Genomic DNA, 18,213 nt, shown 5'->3' with positions numbered 1-18,213 from the left:
GAGACTATCCCTTTAAAGTATGTTGTAACTAAGCAAGAGTTTGCGTCGTATTTGCTACACGGAGCGGGACGCAGTCGCCCCTGCGCGTGGTGGCAGAACAAATGCCACCAGCGCCGGGATGAGATAAATAAACCAGACGGCGACTTCGCTGACGCTCGGTGCTTCCTGATAGCCAAAAATCCCTTCCATCAGTGTGCCAAACAGCGAGTGAGTTGAGAGCACCGCGCTCATATCGAAGGCGATTTCCTGAAAGTGGTTCCACAATCCGGCTTCATGAAATGCGCGAATGGCACCAGCTGCCAGCCCTGCGGCGACGAAGAGAATAAACAGACTGGTCCATTTAAAAAATGCACCAAGATTGAGGCGAATACCGCCCCAGTAGAGCAGGAAGCCAAGCACCACGGCTGTAGCAAGACCGAGCATTGCACCCAGCGGCGGCCAGATCCCGACATCTTGTTGAAATGCCGCCAGCAGGAAAAAGACCGACTCCAGCCCCTCCCTTGCAACGGCAAAAAAGACCATCATCACCAGCGCCCAGCCATGATGATTTCCACGCTGCAATGCGCTATCGACTGCCTGCTCCAGTTGTACTTTGACGTTGCGCGACACTTTGCGCATCCAGAAAACCATCCAGGTAAGGATCACCACGGCGATCACCGCCACGATACCTTCAAACAGTTCCTGTTCTTTTTGCGGAAATTCGCCGGTGGTTTCGTTAATGAAGATACCCAAGCCCAGGCACAACGCAGCGGCAAACAGCACGCCAATCCACATCACACCAATCCATCGGCCTCGCTGGGTACGCTTAAGATAGCTGGCAATCAAACTGACAATCAGCGCGGCTTCAAGTCCTTCGCGCAACATAATGAGAAACGGAACAAACATGCCACCCACCCTTAAACGTTTTTCTGAGTCAATCTATGCAAAGAAAAGTAAATCGCAGTGATAGCGATTATCATTACGATGAAGAAAAATACAAGTGGAATGTAGTGATAATGATGAGAAGATGTAAAAATATTTTGAGAAAAAACGCAGAGGGCAATCACTGATTGCCCTCTGCCTGCTTCCGGTTATGACGTGAAATTTTCGGTAAAACGCCTTCCCTTACCCTTCCTGCAACCGTGACGGCGGAGCCGAATGATAGTGCGCATCGGCCTCGGCAAAGCGTTTTTGCATCGCCGCTGACGGCGCTTTACCCAGCAAACTAAACACTACAATCCCGATACTGCCGAAGATAAAGCCCGGAATAATTTCGTACAGACCCAGCCAGCCGAACTGTTTCCAGACGATAACCGTCAGCGCACCGATGATCATCCCCGCCAGCGCACCGTTGCGCGTCATGCGTGACCACATCACCGAGAACAGCACCACCGGACCAAACGCTGCGCCAAAGCCTGCCCACGCGTAGCTCACTAAGCCCAGCACGCGGTTTTCCGGGTTTGCCGCCAGCGCAATCGCCACCAGCGCCACCACCAGCACCATCACACGCCCTACCCACACCAGCTCTTTCTGGCTGGCCTGTTTACGCAGAAACGCTTTGTATAAATCTTCGGTAATCGCACTGGAACATACCAGCAGCTGGCAGCTTAACGTTGACATTACCGCTGCCAGAATCGCCGACAGCAAAATCCCGGCAATCCACGGGTTAAACAGAATTTGTGCCAGTTCAATAAACACGCGCTCGGCGTTCTGGTTTACCGCACCTGCTACCGCCGGGTGCTCGTTAAAGTAAGCGATACCAAAGAAGCCGACAGCCACCGCCCCTGCCAGGCAGAGGATCATCCAGGTCATACTGATACGACGCGCATGGACAATGCTGTGGTGAGAATCTGCCGCCATAAAACGCGCCAGGATGTGCGGCTGCCCGAAGTAACCCAGCCCCCAACCCATCAGCGAGATAATGGCGACAAAATTCAACCCTTTGAGCATATCCACGTTTTCAATGCTCTTTTGTTTGATTACTTCCAGCGAGTCGCCAAACCCACCGACGCTAATGATCACGATAACCGGCGTCAGGATCAGGGCAAAAATCATCAGGCTGGCCTGTACAGTGTCAGTCCAGCTCACCGCGAGGAAACCGCCAATAAAGGTGTAAAGGATCGTCGCCGCAGCCCCCGCCCACAGAGCCGTTTCGTAGCTCATGCCAAAGGTACTTTCAAACAGACGCGCGCCTGCCACAATGCCTGAAGCGCAATAAATGGTGAAGAACAGCAAAATAACCAGCGCGGAGATAATGCGCAAAATGCGGCTTTTATCTTCAAAGCGCCCGGTGAAATAATCCGGCAATGTTAAGGCGTTATTGTTGTATTCGGTATGCACACGCAACCGCCCGGCCACCAGTTTCCAGTTGATCCACGCGCCTAATGTCAGACCAATGGCGATCCAGCTTTCGGAAATCCCGGAAAGAAAAACAGCGCCTGGCAACCCCATTAACAGCCAGCCGCTCATATCCGACGCACCCGCCGATAATGCCGTCACGAATGGCCCAAGACTACGACCGCCCAGAATATAGTCGTCGAAGTTTTTCGTTGATCGCCAGGCGATAAACCCAATCAATATCATGCCAAAGATATAGACACAAAATGTCACCAACATCGGTGTGCTAATAGCCATCTAAAGTCTCCAAAAAATTATTATCGGCAATGTCGAAACTTGCCGTTATATCTGCCACCGGAACGGGGTAACAGAGTTTATGTTTTACCAGGGCGACCGTATCCTGCCGGAAGCGCTGGTTATTCACAATCGATTTAACACACCATTTACATTAAATTTTAGTGCTCAGCGACACTATTTTTCATCAGGTTGCACTCTCTCACATTTTTTGCGGTTGCACCTTTCAAAAATGTTAACTGCCGCAGAGAAAAAGTCTGAGTTATTTTTTTAATCCCTGTCATATCGATTTCGTTTATTAACATTTCATTCATTTTTAAGCTTGCTACGCAGGTCACATTTAACACGGTTGCACAAAGTTGCAACATCATGGATATTTCACGATAACGTTAAGTTGCACCTTTCAGAACAACAGGAGTAATGGCATGGGAACCACCACCATGGGGGTTAAGCTGGACGACGCGACGCGTGAGCGTATTAAGTCTGCCGCGACACGTATCGATCGCACACCACACTGGTTAATTAAACAGGCGATTTTTTCTTATCTTGAACAACTGGAAAACAGCGATACTCTCCCGGAGCTACCTGCGCTGCTTTCTGGCGCGGCCAATGAGAGCGATGAAGCACCGACTCCGGCAGAGGAACCACACCAGCCTTTCCTCGACTTTGCCGAGCAAATATTGCCCCAGTCGGTTTCCCGCGCCGCGATCACCGCAGCCTATCGCCGCCCGGAAACCGAAGCGGTTTCTATGCTGCTGGAACAAGCTCGCCTGCCGCAGCCAGTTGCTGAACAGGCGCACAAACTGGCGTATCAACTGGCCGATAAACTGCGTAATCAAAAAAACGCCAGTGGTCGCGCAGGTATGGTTCAGGGGTTATTGCAGGAGTTTTCGTTGTCATCGCAGGAAGGCGTGGCGCTGATGTGTCTGGCGGAAGCGTTGTTGCGTATTCCCGACAAAGCCACCCGTGACGCGTTAATTCGCGACAAAATCAGTAACGGTAACTGGCAGTCACACATTGGTCGTAGCCCGTCCCTGTTTGTTAATGCCGCTACCTGGGGGCTGCTGTTTACCGGCAAACTGGTTTCCACCCATAACGAAGCCAGCCTCTCCCGCTCGCTGAACCGCATTATCGGTAAGAGCGGTGAACCGCTGATCCGCAAAGGTGTGGATATGGCGATGCGCCTGATGGGCGAGCAGTTCGTCACGGGCGAAACCATCGCGGAAGCGTTAGCCAATGCCCGCAAACTGGAAGAGAAAGGTTTCCGTTACTCTTACGATATGCTGGGCGAAGCCGCACTGACTGCCGCAGATGCACAAGCGTATATGGTTTCCTATCAGCAGGCGATTCACGCCATTGGTAAAGCGTCTAACGGTCGTGGCATCTATGAAGGTCCGGGCATTTCAATCAAGCTGTCGGCGCTACATCCGCGTTATAGCCGCGCCCAGTATGACCGGGTAATGGAAGAGCTTTACCCGCGTCTGAAATCACTCACCCTGCTGGCGCGTCAGTACGATATTGGTATTAACATCGATGCCGAAGAGGCCGATCGCCTGGAGCTCTCCCTCGATCTGCTGGAAAAACTCTGTTTCGAGCCTGAACTGGCAGGCTGGAACGGCATCGGTTTTGTTATTCAGGCTTATCAAAAACGCTGCCCGTTGGTGATCGATTACCTGATTGATCTCGCCACCCGCAGCCGTCGCCGTCTGATGATTCGCCTGGTGAAAGGCGCGTACTGGGATAGTGAAATCAAGCGTGCACAGATGGACGGCCTTGAAGGTTATCCGGTTTATACCCGCAAGGTGTATACCGACGTTTCTTATCTTGCCTGTGCGAAAAAGCTGCTGGCGGTGCCAAATCTAATCTACCCGCAGTTCGCGACGCACAACGCCCATACGCTGGCGGCAATTTATCAACTGGCGGGTCAAAACTACTACCCGGGTCAGTACGAGTTCCAGTGCCTGCATGGTATGGGCGAGCCACTGTATGAGCAGGTCACCGGGAAAGTTGCCGACGGCAAACTTAACCGTCCGTGTCGTATTTATGCTCCGGTCGGTACACATGAAACGCTGCTGGCGTATCTGGTGCGCCGCCTGCTGGAAAACGGTGCTAACACCTCGTTTGTTAACCGTATTGCCGACACCTCTTTGCCACTGGATGAACTGGTCGCCGATCCAGTCACTGCTGTAGAAAAACTGGCGCAACAGGAAGGGCAAACTGGATTACCGCATCCGAAAATTCCCCTGCCGCGCGATCTTTACGGTCACGGGCGCGACAACTCGGCAGGGCTGGATCTCGCTAACGAACACCGTCTGGCCTCGCTCTCTTCAGCCCTGCTCAATAGTGCACTGCAAAAATGGCAGTCCTTGCCAATGCTGGAACAATCGGTCGCGGCTGGTGAGATGTCGCCCGTTATTAACCCTGCGGAACCGAAAGATATTGTGGGCTATGTGCGTGAAGCCACGCCGCGTGAAGTAGAACAGGCGCTGGAAAGTGCGGTTAATAACGCGCCAATCTGGTTTGCCACGCCTCCGGCTGAACGCGCGGCAATTTTGCATCGCGCTGCCGTGCTAATGGAAAGCCAGATGCAGCAACTGATTGGTATTCTGGTGCGTGAAGCCGGAAAAACCTTCAGTAACGCCATTGCCGAAGTGCGCGAAGCGGTCGATTTTCTCCACTACTATGCCGGACAGGTGCGGGATGATTTCGCTAACGAAACCCACCGTCCATTAGGGCCTGTGGTATGTATCAGTCCGTGGAACTTCCCGCTGGCGATTTTCACCGGACAGATCGCTGCCGCACTGGCGGCAGGTAACAGCGTGCTGGCAAAACCGGCAGAACAAACGCCGCTGATTGCCGCGCAAGGGATCGCCATTTTGCTGGAAGCGGGTGTACCGCCAGGCGTGGTGCAATTGCTGCCAGGTCGGGGTGAAACCGTGGGCGCGCAACTGACGGGTGATGAACGCGTGCGCGGGGTGATGTTTACCGGTTCAACCGAAGTCGCTACGTTACTGCAACGCAATATCGCCAGCCGCCTGGACGCTCAGGGTCGCCCAATTCCGCTCATTGCGGAAACCGGCGGCATGAACGCGATGATTGTCGATTCTTCAGCACTGACCGAACAAGTCGTAATAGATGTGCTGGCCTCGGCGTTTGACAGTGCAGGTCAGCGTTGTTCGGCACTGCGCGTGCTGTGCCTGCAAGATGAGATTGCCGACCACACGCTGAAAATGCTGCGCGGCGCAATGGCCGAATGCCGGATGGGTAATCCGGGTCGCCTGACCACCGATATCGGTCCGGTGATTGATAGCGAAGCGAAAGCCAATATCGAGCGTCATATTCAGACCATGCGTAGTAAAGGCCGCCCGGTGTTCCAGGCGGTGCGGGAAAACAGCGAAGATGCCCGTGAATGGCAAAGCGGCACCTTTGTCGCTCCGACGCTGATCGAACTGGATGACTTTGCCGAATTGCAAAAAGAGGTCTTTGGTCCGGTGCTGCATGTGGTGCGTTATAACCGTAACCAGCTCCCAGAGCTGATCGAGCAGATTAACGCTTCCGGCTATGGTCTGACGCTTGGCGTTCATACGCGTATTGATGAAACCATTGCCCAGGTCACTGGCTCGGCCCAGGTCGGTAATCTGTACGTTAACCGTAATATGGTGGGCGCGGTGGTTGGGGTGCAACCGTTCGGCGGCGAAGGGTTGTCCGGTACCGGGCCGAAAGCAGGCGGTCCGCTCTATCTCTACCGTCTGCTGGCGAATCGCCCGGAAAGTGCGCTGGCGGTGACGCTCGCGCGTCAGGATGCGGAGTATCCGGTCGATGCGCAGTTGAAAGCCGCATTGACTCAGCCGCTAAATGCACTGCGGGAATGGGCGGCAAACCGTCCAGAATTGCAGGCGTTATGTACGCAATATGGCGAGTTGGCGCAGGCAGGAACACAACGATTGTTGCCAGGGCCGACGGGTGAACGCAACACCTGGACGCTGCTGCCGCGTGAGCGCGTGTTGTGTATTGCGGATGATGAACAGGATGCGCTGACTCAGCTCGCCGCCGTGCTGGCGGTGGGTAGCCAGGTGCTGTGGCCGGATGATGCGCTGCATCGTCAGTTAGTGAAGGCATTGCCATCGGCAGTCAGCGAACGTATTCAACTGGCGAAAGCGGAAAATATAACCGCTCAACCCTTTGATGCGGTGATCTTCCACGGTGATTCGGATCAGCTTCGCGCATTGTGTGAAGCCGTTGCCGCGCGGGATGGTGCAATTGTTTCGGTGCAGGGTTTTGCCCGTGGCGAAAGCAATATCCTTCTGGAACGGCTGTATATCGAGCGTTCGCTGAGTGTGAATACCGCTGCCGCTGGCGGTAACGCCAGTTTAATGACGATCGGTTAAACAGGTAGCCGGAGGATGTTACAACCTCCTCCGGCATCATTAGCGTGGTCGAATCCCCTCAATAATAATCCGCTGCACGTTTTCAACCGTTTGATTGAAAAATACCTCATCGCGCAACGTCGAGCCTGTCACCGCCTCCACCTGAGGGGCAAAATCGGCGTAATGTTGAGTGGAAGCCCAAATCATAAAAATCAAATGCTGCGGGTCAATCGGCGCGAGTTTGCCGCTTTTAACCCAACCGGCAATGAGCGCCGATTTCTCATCAATTAATGCCTTCAAATCGCCCGTCAGTTCATCCATTAACAGCGGTGCACCTGCCAGCATCTCCATACAGAACAGGCGCGAAGCCTGCGGATAATCGCGGGAAACTTCCAGCTTCAGACGGATGTATTCTTTGATCGCCGCCAGCGGGGCGAAATCTTCTCGAAACGCTTTTAACGGTGCCAGCCAGATATCGAGAATCTGCCGCAGTACGGCTATATACAGCGCCTCTTTTGACGGAAAGTAATACAGCAGATTGGTTTTTGAAACACCCGCCAACTCCGCGATCTGCTCCAGCCTTGTGCCGTGAAAACCGAATTGTGAAAAAGTGTCCAGTGCTGCGCTAAGAATCGCTTTTTTCTTCGCGCTTACTGCGCGCGAACGCTTACCCGTTGTTTTCACTGCGCCTTGCGTCATGCGCTCTCCCCTCTTGTTGATTGGCAACAGGATAGCAAAACCCCCGCCCGGCCTCGACCTTCTGCACTCTCATCGCGCACGAATGCATGTTTTATGTGCAACTGTTTTGACCGTTTAGTCCACTTTTTTTCAGGCATCTTAGACAACTTAACATTAACACATTAATAACATTCACTTTTTAAAAACTGGCATCCGCTTTGCAAACAAGCCATTACGCGGCTGAAAAGGATATGCAGGATGCAGCGCCCCGTCTGACTTTCACTTTACGAGACGAAGAGAGGTTGATGATGAAAATTGGCGTATTCGTACCTATTGGCAACAACGGCTGGCTCATTTCGACCCACGCGCCGCAGTACATGCCGACATTTGAACTGAATAAAGCCATTGTGCAAAAAGCGGAGCACTACCATTTCGATTTCGCCCTGTCGATGATCAAACTGCGTGGCTTTGGCGGCAAAACTGAGTTCTGGGATCACAACCTTGAGTCGTTCACCTTGATGGCGGGGCTGGCAGCCGTCACCTCACGCATTCAGATATACGCGACAGCTGCCACCTTAACGTTACCTCCGGCAATCGTCGCCCGTATGGCCGCAACCATCGACTCCATCTCTGGCGGGCGTTTTGGCGTCAACCTCGTGACTGGCTGGCAGAAGCCCGAGTATGAGCAGATGGGGATCTGGCCTGGCGATGACTATTTCTCCCGTCGTTACGACTATCTCACCGAATATGTTCAGGTGCTGCGCGACCTGTGGGGCTCGGGGAAAAGCGATTTTAAAGGCGATTTTTTCACTATGGATGATTGTCGCGTCAGTCCGCAACCGAGTGTCCCCATGAAAGTGATCTGCGCCGGGCAAAGCGACGCTGGCATGGCGTTCTCCGCCCGGTATGCCGATTTTAACTTCTGTTTCGGCAAAGGCGTAAATACACCCACGGCTTTCGCCCCGACCGCTGCGCGGATGAAACAGGCCGCAGAGCAAACCGGACGCGACGTTGGCTCTTATGTGTTGTTTATGGTGATTGCCGACGAAACCGACGATGCCGCTCGCGCCAAATGGGAACACTACAAAGCGGGCGCGGATGAAGAGGCGTTAAGCTGGCTAACCGAACAAAGTCAGAAAGATACCCGCTCCGGTACAGACACCAACGTCCGTCAGATGGCCGATCCCACTTCGGCGGTAAACATCAATATGGGGACGTTAGTCGGTTCTTACGCCAGTGTCGCGCGCATGTTAGATGAAGTCGCAAGCGTGCCTGGTGCCGAAGGCGTGCTGTTGACCTTCGATGATTTTCTGTCGGGAATCGAAAACTTCGGCGAGCGCATTCAACCACTGATGCAGTGCCGCGCCCATCTCCCTGCGCTGACTCAGGAGGTGGCATGATGACGACCTTAACCGCACGACCGGAAGCCATTACCTTCGATCCGCAGCAAACTGCGCTGATCGTGGTGGATATGCAAAATGCCTATGCCACGCCAGGCGGCTACTTAGATCTCGCCGGGTTTGATGTCTCAACCACTCGCCCGGTCATTGCCAACATTCAAACCGCCGTGACCGCAGCGCGAGCGGCAGGGATGCTGATCATCTGGTTTCAAAATGGCTGGGATGAACAGTATGTCGAGGCTGGCGGCCCCGGCTCACCAAATTTTCATAAATCGAACGCCCTGAAAACCATGCGTAATCAGCCGCAGCTGCAGGGGAAATTGCTGGCGAAAGGCTCCTGGGATTATCAACTGGTGGATGAACTGATGCCGCAGCCTGGCGATATTGTGCTGCCGAAGCCGCGCTACAGCGGTTTCTTCAATACGCCGCTGGACAGCATTTTGCGCAGCCGTGGAATACGCCATCTGGTTTTCACCGGTATCGCTACCAACGTCTGCGTCGAATCGACGCTACGCGACGGCTTTTTTCTGGAGTATTTCGGCGTGGTGCTGGAAGACGCAACACACCAGGCGGGACCGGAATTTGCACAGAAAGCCGCGTTGTTCAATATCGAAACCTTTTTTGGCTGGGTCAGCGACGTCGAAACGTTCTGCGACGCGCTTTCTTCCACGTCCTTTGCTCGTATCGCTTAAGGAGTTTAACGATGCCAAAATCCGTAATTATTCCTGCTGGCAGCAGCGCACCGCTGGCCCCCTTCGTTCCCGGCACGCTGGCTGATGGCGTGGTGTATGTCTCCGGTACGCTGGCTTTTGATCAACATAACAACGTGCTGTTTGCCGATGACCCAAAGGCGCAAACCCGCCACGTTCTGGAAACCATCCGCAAGGTCATCGAGACGGCGGGTGGCACAATGGCGGATGTGACCTTCAACAGCATCTTTATTACCGACTGGAAAAATTACGCCGCGATTAACGAAATCTACGCCGAATTTTTCCCGGGTGACAAACCGGCGCGATTCTGCATTCAGTGCGGACTGGTAAAACCTGACGCGCTGGTGGAAATCGCCACAATTGCGCATATCGCCAAGTGAGGCCGCGATGAAACTTTCACTCTCACCTCCCCCTTATGCTGATGCGCCCGTAGTGGTGTTGATTTCGGGTCTTGGCGGTAGCGGCAGTTACTGGTTACCGCAACTGGCGGTGTTGGTTCAGGAGTATCAGGTAGTCTGTTACGACCAGCGCGGCACCGGCAATAATCCCGACACGCTGGCAGAAGATTACAGTATCGCCCAGATGGCAGCGGAACTGCATCAGGCGCTGGTAGCCGCAGGGATTGAGCGTTACGCGGTGGTCGGCCATGCGCTCGGTGCGCTGGTGGGAATGCAGCTGGCGCTGGATTATACCGCGTCGGTAACTGTGCTGGTCAGCGTTAACGGCTGGCTACGAATAAACGCCCATACGCGCCGCTGTTTTCAGGTTCGCGAACAGTTACTACATAGCGGCGGCGCGCAGGCATGGGTGGAAGCGCAGCCGTTGTTCCTCTATCCCGCCGACTGGATGGCGGCCCGCGCACCTCGCCTTGAGGCAGAAGACGCGCTGGCACTGGCGCATTTTCAGGGCAAAAATAATTTACTGCGTCGACTTAACGCCCTCAAACGCGCTGACTTTAGTCGCCATGCGGATCGTATCCGCTGCCCGGTGCAAATCATCTGCGCCAGTGATGATCTGCTGGTGCCATCAGCATGTTCCAGTGAACTTCATGCCGCTCTGCCCGATAGCCAGAAAATGGTGATGCGCTATGGCGGACACGCCTGCAACGTGACCGATCCCGAAACGTTTAATGCTCTGTTACTCAACGGGCTTGCCAGCCTGTTACATCACCGTGAAGCCGCCCTGTAAGGAATTGCTATGAACGAAGCCGTTAGCCCAGGTGCGCTTAGCACCCTGTTCACCGATGCCCGCACTCACAACGGCTGGCGGGAGACACCCGTCAGCGATGAGACGTTACGGGAGATTTATGCCCTGATGAAATGGGGGCCAACATCTGCTAACTGTTCTCCGGCACGGATCGTGTTTATCCGCACTGCAGAAGGAAAAGAACGTCTTCGCCCGGCGCTTTCCAGCGGCAATCTGCAAAAAACCCTGACCGCGCCCGTCACCGCTATCGTCGCCTGGGACAGTGAATTTTATGAACGGTTACCACAGCTGTTTCCTCACGGCGATGCCCGCAGTTGGTTTACCTCCAGCCCACAACTTGCCGAAGAAACAGCGTTTCGCAACAGTTCCATGCAGGCGGCCTATCTGATCGTCGCCTGCCGTGCGCTGGGGCTGGATACCGGCCCGATGTCGGGCTTTGACCGTCAATACGTTGACGACGCCTTTTTTGCGGGCAGCACGCTGAAGAGCAATCTGCTGATTAATATCGGCTATGGCGATTCCAGCAAACTTTTTGCGCGCCTGCCACGTCTGTCCTTTGAAGAAGCCTGCGGGCTGTTATAAGGAGCAAACAATGAACATTGTCGATCAACAAACCTTTCGCGATGCGATGTCCTGTATGGGCGCGGCGGTCAATATCATCACTACGGACGGTCCAGCCGGGCGCGCCGGGTTCACCGCCAGCGCCGTCTGCAGCGTGACCGACACGCCGCCCACATTACTGGTGTGCCTGAATCGTGGGGCGTCCGTCTGGCCGGTATTCAATGAAAATCGAACGCTGTGTGTAAATACACTTAGCGCCGGGCAGGAGCCGCTTTCAAACCTTTTTGGCGGCAAAACGCCCATGGAACACCGCTTTGCCGCCGCCCGCTGGCAGACTGGTGTGACCGGATGCCCGCAACTGGAAGAGGCACTGGTTTCGTTTGACTGCCGTATCAGCCAGGTGGTGAGCGTCGGCACCCACGACATTTTGTTTTGCGCCATCGAAGCGATTCATCGTCACGCCACACCCTACGGGCTGGTGTGGTTCGATCGCAGTTATCACGCGCTGATGCGCCCTGCTTGTTAACCTCCTTAAGGAGACAGCTGATGGCAATGTTCGGTTTTCCTCACTGGCAGTTAAAATCGACCTCTACAGAGAGCGGCGTGGTCGCGCCGGATGAACGATTGCCGTTTGCTCAAACGGCAGTAATGGGCGTTCAACACGCGGTGGCGATGTTTGGCGCGACGGTGTTAATGCCAATTCTGATGGGGCTGGATCCCAATCTTTCCATTTTAATGTCGGGGATCGGCACGTTACTGTTTTTCTTTATTACCGGCGGGCACGTGCCCAGTTATCTCGGTTCCAGCGCGGCTTTTGTCGGCGTGGTGATTGCCGCGACGGGCTTTAATGGTCAGGGAATTAATCCGAATATCAGCATCGCGCTGGGCGGGATTATCGCCTGTGGGCTGGTTTATACCGTCATTGGCCTGGTGGTGATGAAAATCGGTACGTGCTGGATTGAACGACTAATGCCACCGGTTGTGACAGGTGCGGTAGTGATGGCGATTGGCCTGAACTTAGCGCCTATCGCAGTGAAAAATGTATCGGCTTCGGCCTTTGATAGCTGGATGGCGGTAATGACGGTGCTGTGTATTGGGCTGGTAGCCGTATTTACCCGTGGCATGATCCAGCGATTATTGATTCTCGTAGGATTAATTGTTGCCTGTCTGCTGTATGGCGTGATGACCAACGTTTTAGGGCTGGGAAAAGCCGTCGATTTTACTCTCGTCAGCCATGCTGCCTGGTTCGGTCTGCCACATTTTTCCACTCCTGCTTTTAATGGTCAGGCAATGATGCTGATTGCGCCCGTGGCGGTGATTCTGGTGGCGGAAAACTTAGGTCATCTCAAGGCGGTCGCCGGGATGACCGGACGCAATATGGACCCGTATATGGGGCGGGCATTCGTAGGCGATGGGCTGGCGACGATGCTTTCTGGCTCTGTCGGCGGTAGCGGCGTAACCACCTACGCCGAGAATATCGGTGTGATGGCCGTGACAAAAGTCTACTCGACGCTGGTGTTTGTTGCCGCTGCCGTCATCGCCATGCTGTTGGGCTTTTCGCCGAAATTTGGCGCGCTGATCCATACTATTCCGGCTGCGGTGATTGGTGGTGCATCAATTGTTGTGTTCGGGCTGATTGCCGTCGCAGGCGCACGGATCTGGGTACAAAACAGTGTGGATTTAAGCCAGAACGGTAATTTGATTATGGTCGCAGTAACCTTAGTGCTGGGTGCGGGTGATTTTGCTCTCACACTGGGCGGTTTTACGTTGGGAGGGATCGGTACAGCCACCTTTGGCGCGATTTTACTCAATGCGTTGTTAAGCAGAAGGTTGGTTGACGTTCCACCGCCAGAAGTTGTTCATCAGGAGCCATAAACAGAAAACCGCCGGGGTAACCGGCGGTGATGGCGTTTTGACGAGCTACAGACAAAAATGCATGCGTCATTGATTAGCCCGGCTAGTTGTCGCTTTTACCGTGACTGCTCTTGCCACCTTTTTTACCTGCTTCAGATGCGCGCTGCGGGTCATTTTTGAAATTACCCCCGCTGTGCTGTCCACCTTTTTTACCTGCTTCTGATGCTCTTTCGCGGTCTTCTGCAAAATTGCCGGAACCGCCTCGATGGTTTGCCATTACTGACCTCCGTCTGGGTATAGACATCATATTGCATAGAATTAACGCGGCGTATGGCGGCTGCCATATTTTCGCTACGTGGGACTAAGCTTAGTGAACTGACGCGGGCAGACCCGCGTTTGGTAATATCCTGCAACAGCTTCTTAGCGAGAATAGATATCATCTCCAATAATTATCCATAAGCCGCTCTTATGATTAAAAAAACGCGATGAGATAAAAATGTGTCATTTTGCGACAAAATTACGTGCTTGTGAAAGTTGTTATAAATCAAATAAGTGGTTGTGAAATTTGCACTCTGAAAAGGACGTCTTATCTTTAAATAAGTGGTAGCGAATCGCTACGGAATAGAGATAACACGAGGAGTGGTTAGAAATGGCTAAAGTTCTGGTGCTTTATTATTCCATGTACGGACATATTGAAACGATGGCACGCGCAGTTGCTGAGGGTGCAAGCAAAGTGGATGGCGCAGAAGTTGTCGTTAAGCGTGTACCGGAAACCATGCCGCCGCAATTATTTGAAAAAGCAGGCGGTAAAACGCAAACTGCACCGGTTGCAACCCCGCAAGAACTGGCCGATTACGACGCCATTATTTTTGGTACACCTACCCGCTTTGGTAACATGTCCGGTCAAATGCGTACCTTCCTCGACCAGACGGGCGGCCTGTGGGCTTCCGGCGCACTATACGGAAAACTGGCGAGCGTCTTTAGTTCCACCGGTACTGGCGGCGGTCAGGAACAAACCATCACATCCACCTGGACGACCCTTGCGCATCACGGCATGGTGATTGTCCCCATTGGCTACGCAGCGCAGGAATTATTTGACGTTTCACAGGTTCGCGGCGGTACGCCGTACGGCGCAACCACCATCGCAGGCGGTGACGGTTCACGCCAGCCCAGCCAGGAAGAACTGTCTATTGCTCGTTATCAAGGGGAATATGTCGCAGGTCTGGCAGTTAAACTTAACGGCTAATCTTCAACAGGAGGATACGCATGCCAACTCAAGAAGCGAAAGCTCATCACGTCGGTGAATGGGCATCTCTGCGCAATACGTCGCCGGAAATAGCCGAGGCCATTTTCGAAGTCGCCGGGTACGACGAAAAAATGGCGGAAAAGATTTGGGAAGAAGGTAGCGATGAAGTGTTAGTCAAAGCCTTTGCTAAGACCGATAAAGATTCGCTTTTTTGGGGCGAACAGACCATCGAACGTAAAAACGTTTAACCAGCGACTCCCCCGCTTCACGCGGGGGAGTTTTCTGTTATTTCACCGCTTCATTCAATACGCGATCAAACTTATCCATTGGGCAAAAACCGTTGGCATCTATCGGGCAACCGCTTAATTCCAGCGTCACGCGCTGCGCAGGTGCCTGCAGGGTTAACGCATCGGCATTACGTAACTGTTCCGCACTCTGGTACACATATTCAATTTTCATCAAATCGCGATTGGCTTTGCTGTCATGCCAACGCTGGAAAACGATTTTGCCGCCAATCGGCGTGCGTTCGTTCTGGTCATGCAACTGATACGGTTTGAAATCCAGCGCCGTTAACAGAGAGGCAATGTTGGAGTCGTGCCCAACTAATACCGTGATTTTCGGTGCACTGGTGCGATCGGTGACCAGGGCTTTGTCGATATAACTGACCAGCGGTTTCGCAACATTGCGCGCCACTTCCGGTGAGGTAAACAGGCTGTCCTGGTAACCGTTTTTCAGCTTCGACAACACCTTCCACTGCTGGTCAGATTTGATTTCTCCCCAGGCCACCTGATCCATCGGAAAACCTTCGTAGTATTGCAAAGTAAACGCATCTACCAGCGAGTTGCCGACTTTCAGCGGCCCGGAAACGCCCGGTTCTTGTTGATACTTCGCGCTAAAGGTATTTTTGCCATCTACAAGCGAACATTGTTGCTTCTCTTTACACGCAGGAGAATCTTTATAGTTAACGATTTGTTCCAGTAGCTTGTAGCTGTCGGTAAGCTGGAGTTTGCTGAGCTCTTTCTCCATTGCCGCCACCGCCTGTTCACTGAATGCGGCGGAATCATCGGTGATCACTGGGTTAAAGGTGGGGTCCATAGTGCCCATTTTTTCCTGGTGATGAACAGGAATATCACACCCAGGGAATGCGCCAGTAATAAAGAACTGCGCGGTCGCGACGGTGCGTTGCAGACTATTGGCATAGGCATAAACGGTGTCCGGTGGCGGGCATTCCCCTGATTTCACCATCCCCTGTTCTGCCAGCCATTCACGCATATAATGGCCCATATACACTTCGAGCACGCCCCCTTTAGTGGTGAGCTGCCCACCGGGGACGTCCCATTCAGGCCATTTATTCGGCGTCGACTGCTCCAGCACACTGCCATTGTTCGCCAGCGGCGCACGTAAGTTATGGCGGCTCATCATGAGCACTTGCTGTAGCTGATAGCCTTCCGGTACGGTTTGTGCCTGAGCATTTGAAGCGAGTAAAACTATCCCTGCCACAGTTGCGGCGATTAGCGTTTTGTTCATTCCTCACACCTCTTTTGTTATCAATAATTAAAGAGTGTGACAGAAATATGTCATTTTTCCGGGAACAGGTTCGCAAAATGGCTCGTTGAACGCCTGTTTTTCTATATTCCCCTTTAAAAACAGGCAAGTTTTGACACAAACTATGCCTGATTAGCCCCGGCCTCGTTTACGCCGCTAATGATTACATCAGTAGCTATAAAGAAAATCAGCGGCGTTACCATTACCAATAAAAAAAGAATGTGAGACTAATAGCAATGGTTTTTAGCACATGTCTTTATCATTAAATTGCATAACGATTTAAATAGTCGAGTTGTGCATTCCTTTCCTTATTGTTTAACTTGTAAGCATGAGCCAAAAGTTCAGGAGTGAGGTAAATAAAATATGTTCCTCCCACCTTGAGGCGACCTCCCCTCCGCGATGATTTCAATAACATATTCTGTGTTGGCATATGAAATTTTGAGGATTACCCTACACTTATAGGAGTTACCTTACAGGGGTTCCTTCAATTTGTGTTGATTTACGCGAGATAACGCTATGGAATTAAAGGATTATTACGCCATCATGGGCGTGAAACCGACGGACGATCTCAAGACAATCAAGACCGCCTATCGTCGACTGGCCCGCAAATACCATCCTGATGTCAGCAAAGAACCGGATGCCGAAGCCCGCTTCAAAGAGGTCGCTGAAGCCTGGGAAGTGTTAAGTGATGAACAACGTCGCGCTGAGTATGATCAGATGTGGCAACATCGCAACGATCCGCAATTTAACCGTCAGTTCCATCATGGCGACGGTCAGAGTTTTAACGCCGAAGATTTTGACGATATCTTCTCGTCAATTTTCGGTCAGCATGCCCGCCAGAGCCGTCAACGCCCCGCCACACGCGGCCACGATATTGAAATCGAAGTGGCGGTATTCCTCGAAGAAACGCTTACTGAGCATAAGCGTACCATCAGCTATAACCTGCCGGTTTATAACGCCTTTGGCATGATCGAACAGGAAATCCCGAAAACGCTGAATGTGAAGATCCCGGCGGGCGTCGGCAATGGTCAACGCATCCGCCTGAAAGGCCAGGGGACGCCGGGCGAAAACGGCGGTCCAAATGGCGACCTGTGGCTGGTGATTCACATTGCGCCACATCCGCTGTTTGATATTGTCGGCCAGGATCTGGAAATAGTGGTGCCGGTTAGCCCGTGGGAAGCGGCGCTGGGTACTAAAGTCACCGTTCCAACACTGAAAGAAAGCATTTTGCTGACTATCCCGCCTGGCAGCCAGGCCGGGCAACGATTGCGCGTTAAAGGCAAAGGTCTGGTGAGCAAAAAACAGACCGGCGATCTGTATGCGGTACTGAAAATCGTGATGCCGCCGAAACCGGATGAAAACACTGCCGCGCTGTGGCAGCAACTGGCAGACGCCCAGTCGTCTTTTGATCCACGTAAAGATTGGGGGAAAGCATAATGGCTAATGTTACGGTGACTTTTACTATTACCGAATTTTGCCTGCATACCGGCATCTCTGAAGAGGAGTTGAATGAAATTGTCGGTTTGGGGGTGGTTGAACCGAGTGAGATCCAGGAGACAACCTGGGTATTTGACGACCATGCCGCCATTGTGGTGCAACGCGCGGTACGCCTGCGTCATGAACTGGCTCTGGACTGGCCGGGGATCGCGGTGGCGCTGACGTTAATGGATGATATTGCGCACCTGAAGCAGGAAAACCGCCTGCTGCGCCAGCGGCTTTCCCGGTTTGTGGCTCACCCGTGAGTTTGTTGCCTGATGCGACGCTTAACGCGTCTTATCAGGCCCACAAAAAGCACTGTTCCCGTAGGCCGGATAAGGCGTTCATGCCGCATCCGGCAACTGCGCCATAATGCCTGATGCGACGCTTAACGCATCTTATCAGGCCCACAAAAAGCACTGTTCCCGTAGGCCGGATAAGGCGTTCTCGCCGCATCCGGCAACTGCGCCATAATGCCTGATGCGACGCTTAACGCATCTTATCAGGCCCACAAAAAGCACTGTTCCCGTAGGCCGGATAAGGCGTTCTCGCCGCATCCG

Annotated in this window: 18 protein-coding genes and 1 pseudogene; 12 read left to right on the top strand and 7 right to left on the bottom strand. The window is 53.2% G+C overall.

What is annotated here, in order from left to right:
- Window positions 1-54 precede the first annotated feature (54 nt).
- From efeU to ACJHYO_RS08230, 3 genes are all read right to left on the bottom strand, one after another.
- Window positions 55-885 (bottom strand): iron uptake transporter permease EfeU, encoded by an 831-nt coding sequence (gene efeU, locus ACJHYO_RS08240; RefSeq protein WP_085455302.1) that lies wholly within the window; start codon window positions 883-885, stop codon window positions 55-57.
- Window positions 886-1,104: 219 nt separating this feature from the next.
- Complete coding sequence (gene putP, locus ACJHYO_RS08235) at window positions 1,105-2,613, bottom strand: sodium/proline symporter PutP (RefSeq protein WP_001018494.1); 1,509 nt, start codon at window positions 2,611-2,613, stop codon at window positions 1,105-1,107.
- A gap of 158 nt (window positions 2,614-2,771) precedes the next feature.
- Entirely contained in the window at window positions 2,772-2,981 is a 210-nt protein-coding gene (locus ACJHYO_RS08230; RefSeq protein ID WP_000979523.1) for a hypothetical protein, read from the bottom strand.
- Window positions 2,982-3,035: 54 nt separating this feature from the next.
- Between ACJHYO_RS08230 and putA the strand changes: the two genes are divergently transcribed.
- Entirely contained in the window at window positions 3,036-6,998 is a 3,963-nt protein-coding gene (gene putA, locus ACJHYO_RS08225) for a trifunctional transcriptional regulator/proline dehydrogenase/L-glutamate gamma-semialdehyde dehydrogenase (protein WP_024705046.1), read from the top strand.
- A gap of 39 nt (window positions 6,999-7,037) precedes the next feature.
- On the opposite strand, the gene rutR is transcribed toward putA, so the two are convergent.
- Window positions 7,038-7,676, bottom strand: a complete 639-nt coding sequence (gene rutR, locus ACJHYO_RS08220; RefSeq protein ID WP_001311595.1) for an HTH-type transcriptional regulator RutR — start codon at window positions 7,674-7,676, stop codon at window positions 7,038-7,040.
- A 287-nt stretch (window positions 7,677-7,963) separates the two neighbouring features.
- Here rutR and rutA point away from each other — a divergent pair, with 287 nt between their 5' ends.
- The 7 genes from rutA to rutG are packed head-to-tail and all read left to right on the top strand — an operon-like array spanning window position 7,964 to window position 13,407.
- A complete protein-coding gene (gene rutA / locus ACJHYO_RS08215) occupies window positions 7,964-9,055 on the top strand; it encodes a pyrimidine utilization protein A (RefSeq protein WP_001340066.1) in 1,092 nt (363 codons plus the stop codon).
- Complete coding sequence (gene rutB / locus ACJHYO_RS08210; RefSeq protein WP_001313728.1) at window positions 9,055-9,747, top strand: peroxyureidoacrylate/ureidoacrylate amidohydrolase RutB; 693 nt, start codon at window positions 9,055-9,057, stop codon at window positions 9,745-9,747. The genes rutA and rutB overlap by 1 nt, the downstream gene beginning before the upstream one ends.
- Window positions 9,748-9,758: 11 nt before the next feature.
- Complete coding sequence (gene rutC / locus ACJHYO_RS08205) at window positions 9,759-10,145, top strand: 3-aminoacrylate deaminase (RefSeq protein WP_001126780.1); 387 nt, start codon at window positions 9,759-9,761, stop codon at window positions 10,143-10,145.
- A 7-nt stretch (window positions 10,146-10,152) separates the two neighbouring features.
- Window positions 10,153-10,953, top strand: coding sequence for a pyrimidine utilization protein D (rutD, locus tag ACJHYO_RS08200; protein ID WP_024705045.1), 801 nt, complete (start codon window positions 10,153-10,155; stop codon window positions 10,951-10,953).
- A 9-nt stretch (window positions 10,954-10,962) separates the two neighbouring features.
- Complete coding sequence (locus ACJHYO_RS08195) at window positions 10,963-11,553, top strand: malonic semialdehyde reductase (protein ID WP_001001173.1); 591 nt, start codon at window positions 10,963-10,965, stop codon at window positions 11,551-11,553.
- A 10-nt stretch (window positions 11,554-11,563) separates the two neighbouring features.
- Entirely contained in the window at window positions 11,564-12,058 is a 495-nt protein-coding gene (rutF, locus tag ACJHYO_RS08190; RefSeq protein ID WP_001028095.1) for an NADH-dependent FMN reductase RutF, read from the top strand.
- A gap of 20 nt (window positions 12,059-12,078) precedes the next feature.
- The gene (rutG, locus tag ACJHYO_RS08185) at window positions 12,079-13,407 is read left to right on the top strand and encodes a pyrimidine utilization transport protein G (protein ID WP_024705044.1); all 1,329 of its coding nucleotides are present in this window, start codon (window positions 12,079-12,081) and stop codon (window positions 13,405-13,407) included.
- Window positions 13,408-13,489: 82 nt separating this feature from the next.
- Here the strand turns inward: rutG and ACJHYO_RS08180 are convergent, their stop codons facing one another.
- A complete protein-coding gene (locus tag ACJHYO_RS08180) occupies window positions 13,490-13,663 on the bottom strand; it encodes a general stress protein (protein ID WP_001273658.1) in 174 nt (57 codons plus the stop codon).
- Window positions 13,664-14,035: 372 nt separating this feature from the next.
- On the opposite strand from ACJHYO_RS08180, the gene wrbA reads away from it, so the two are divergent.
- Together wrbA and ACJHYO_RS08170 are read left to right on the top strand one after the other, a co-directional pair.
- Window positions 14,036-14,632 (top strand): NAD(P)H:quinone oxidoreductase, encoded by a 597-nt coding sequence (gene wrbA, locus ACJHYO_RS08175; RefSeq protein WP_001151437.1) that lies wholly within the window; start codon window positions 14,036-14,038, stop codon window positions 14,630-14,632.
- 20 nt (window positions 14,633-14,652) lie between these two features.
- Window positions 14,653-14,880, top strand: a complete 228-nt coding sequence (locus ACJHYO_RS08170; protein ID WP_001143120.1) for a YccJ family protein — start codon at window positions 14,653-14,655, stop codon at window positions 14,878-14,880.
- Window positions 14,881-14,917: 37 nt separating this feature from the next.
- On the opposite strand, the gene agp is transcribed toward ACJHYO_RS08170, so the two are convergent.
- Together agp and ACJHYO_RS08160 are read right to left on the bottom strand one after the other, a co-directional pair.
- Window positions 14,918-16,159 (bottom strand): bifunctional glucose-1-phosphatase/inositol phosphatase, encoded by a 1,242-nt coding sequence (gene agp, locus ACJHYO_RS08165; protein WP_001044299.1) that lies wholly within the window; start codon window positions 16,157-16,159, stop codon window positions 14,918-14,920.
- A 280-nt stretch (window positions 16,160-16,439) separates the two neighbouring features.
- Window positions 16,440-16,541 (bottom strand): annotated as a pseudogene (locus ACJHYO_RS08160) (hypothetical protein); the annotation flags it as partial.
- Window positions 16,542-16,693: 152 nt separating this feature from the next.
- Here ACJHYO_RS08160 and cbpA point away from each other — a divergent pair.
- Window positions 16,694-17,614 carry a curved DNA-binding protein gene (cbpA, locus tag ACJHYO_RS08155; protein WP_000420625.1) on the top strand — a complete coding sequence of 307 codons (921 nt, stop codon included), beginning with the start codon at window positions 16,694-16,696 and terminating at the stop codon, window positions 17,612-17,614.
- Entirely contained in the window at window positions 17,614-17,919 is a 306-nt protein-coding gene (gene cbpM / locus ACJHYO_RS08150) for a chaperone modulator CbpM (protein WP_000024569.1), read from the top strand. Before cbpA ends, cbpM begins: the two co-directional genes overlap by 1 nt.
- Window positions 17,920-18,213 lie beyond the last annotated feature (294 nt).

Source organism: Escherichia sp. WS1118 (assembly GCF_046487695.1).
GTDB classification, from domain to species: Bacteria; Pseudomonadota; Gammaproteobacteria; order Enterobacterales; family Enterobacteriaceae; genus Escherichia; species Escherichia coli.
The sequence above is the reverse complement of the archived record's forward strand: the minus strand, read 5'-3'. Positions and strand labels throughout refer to the sequence as shown.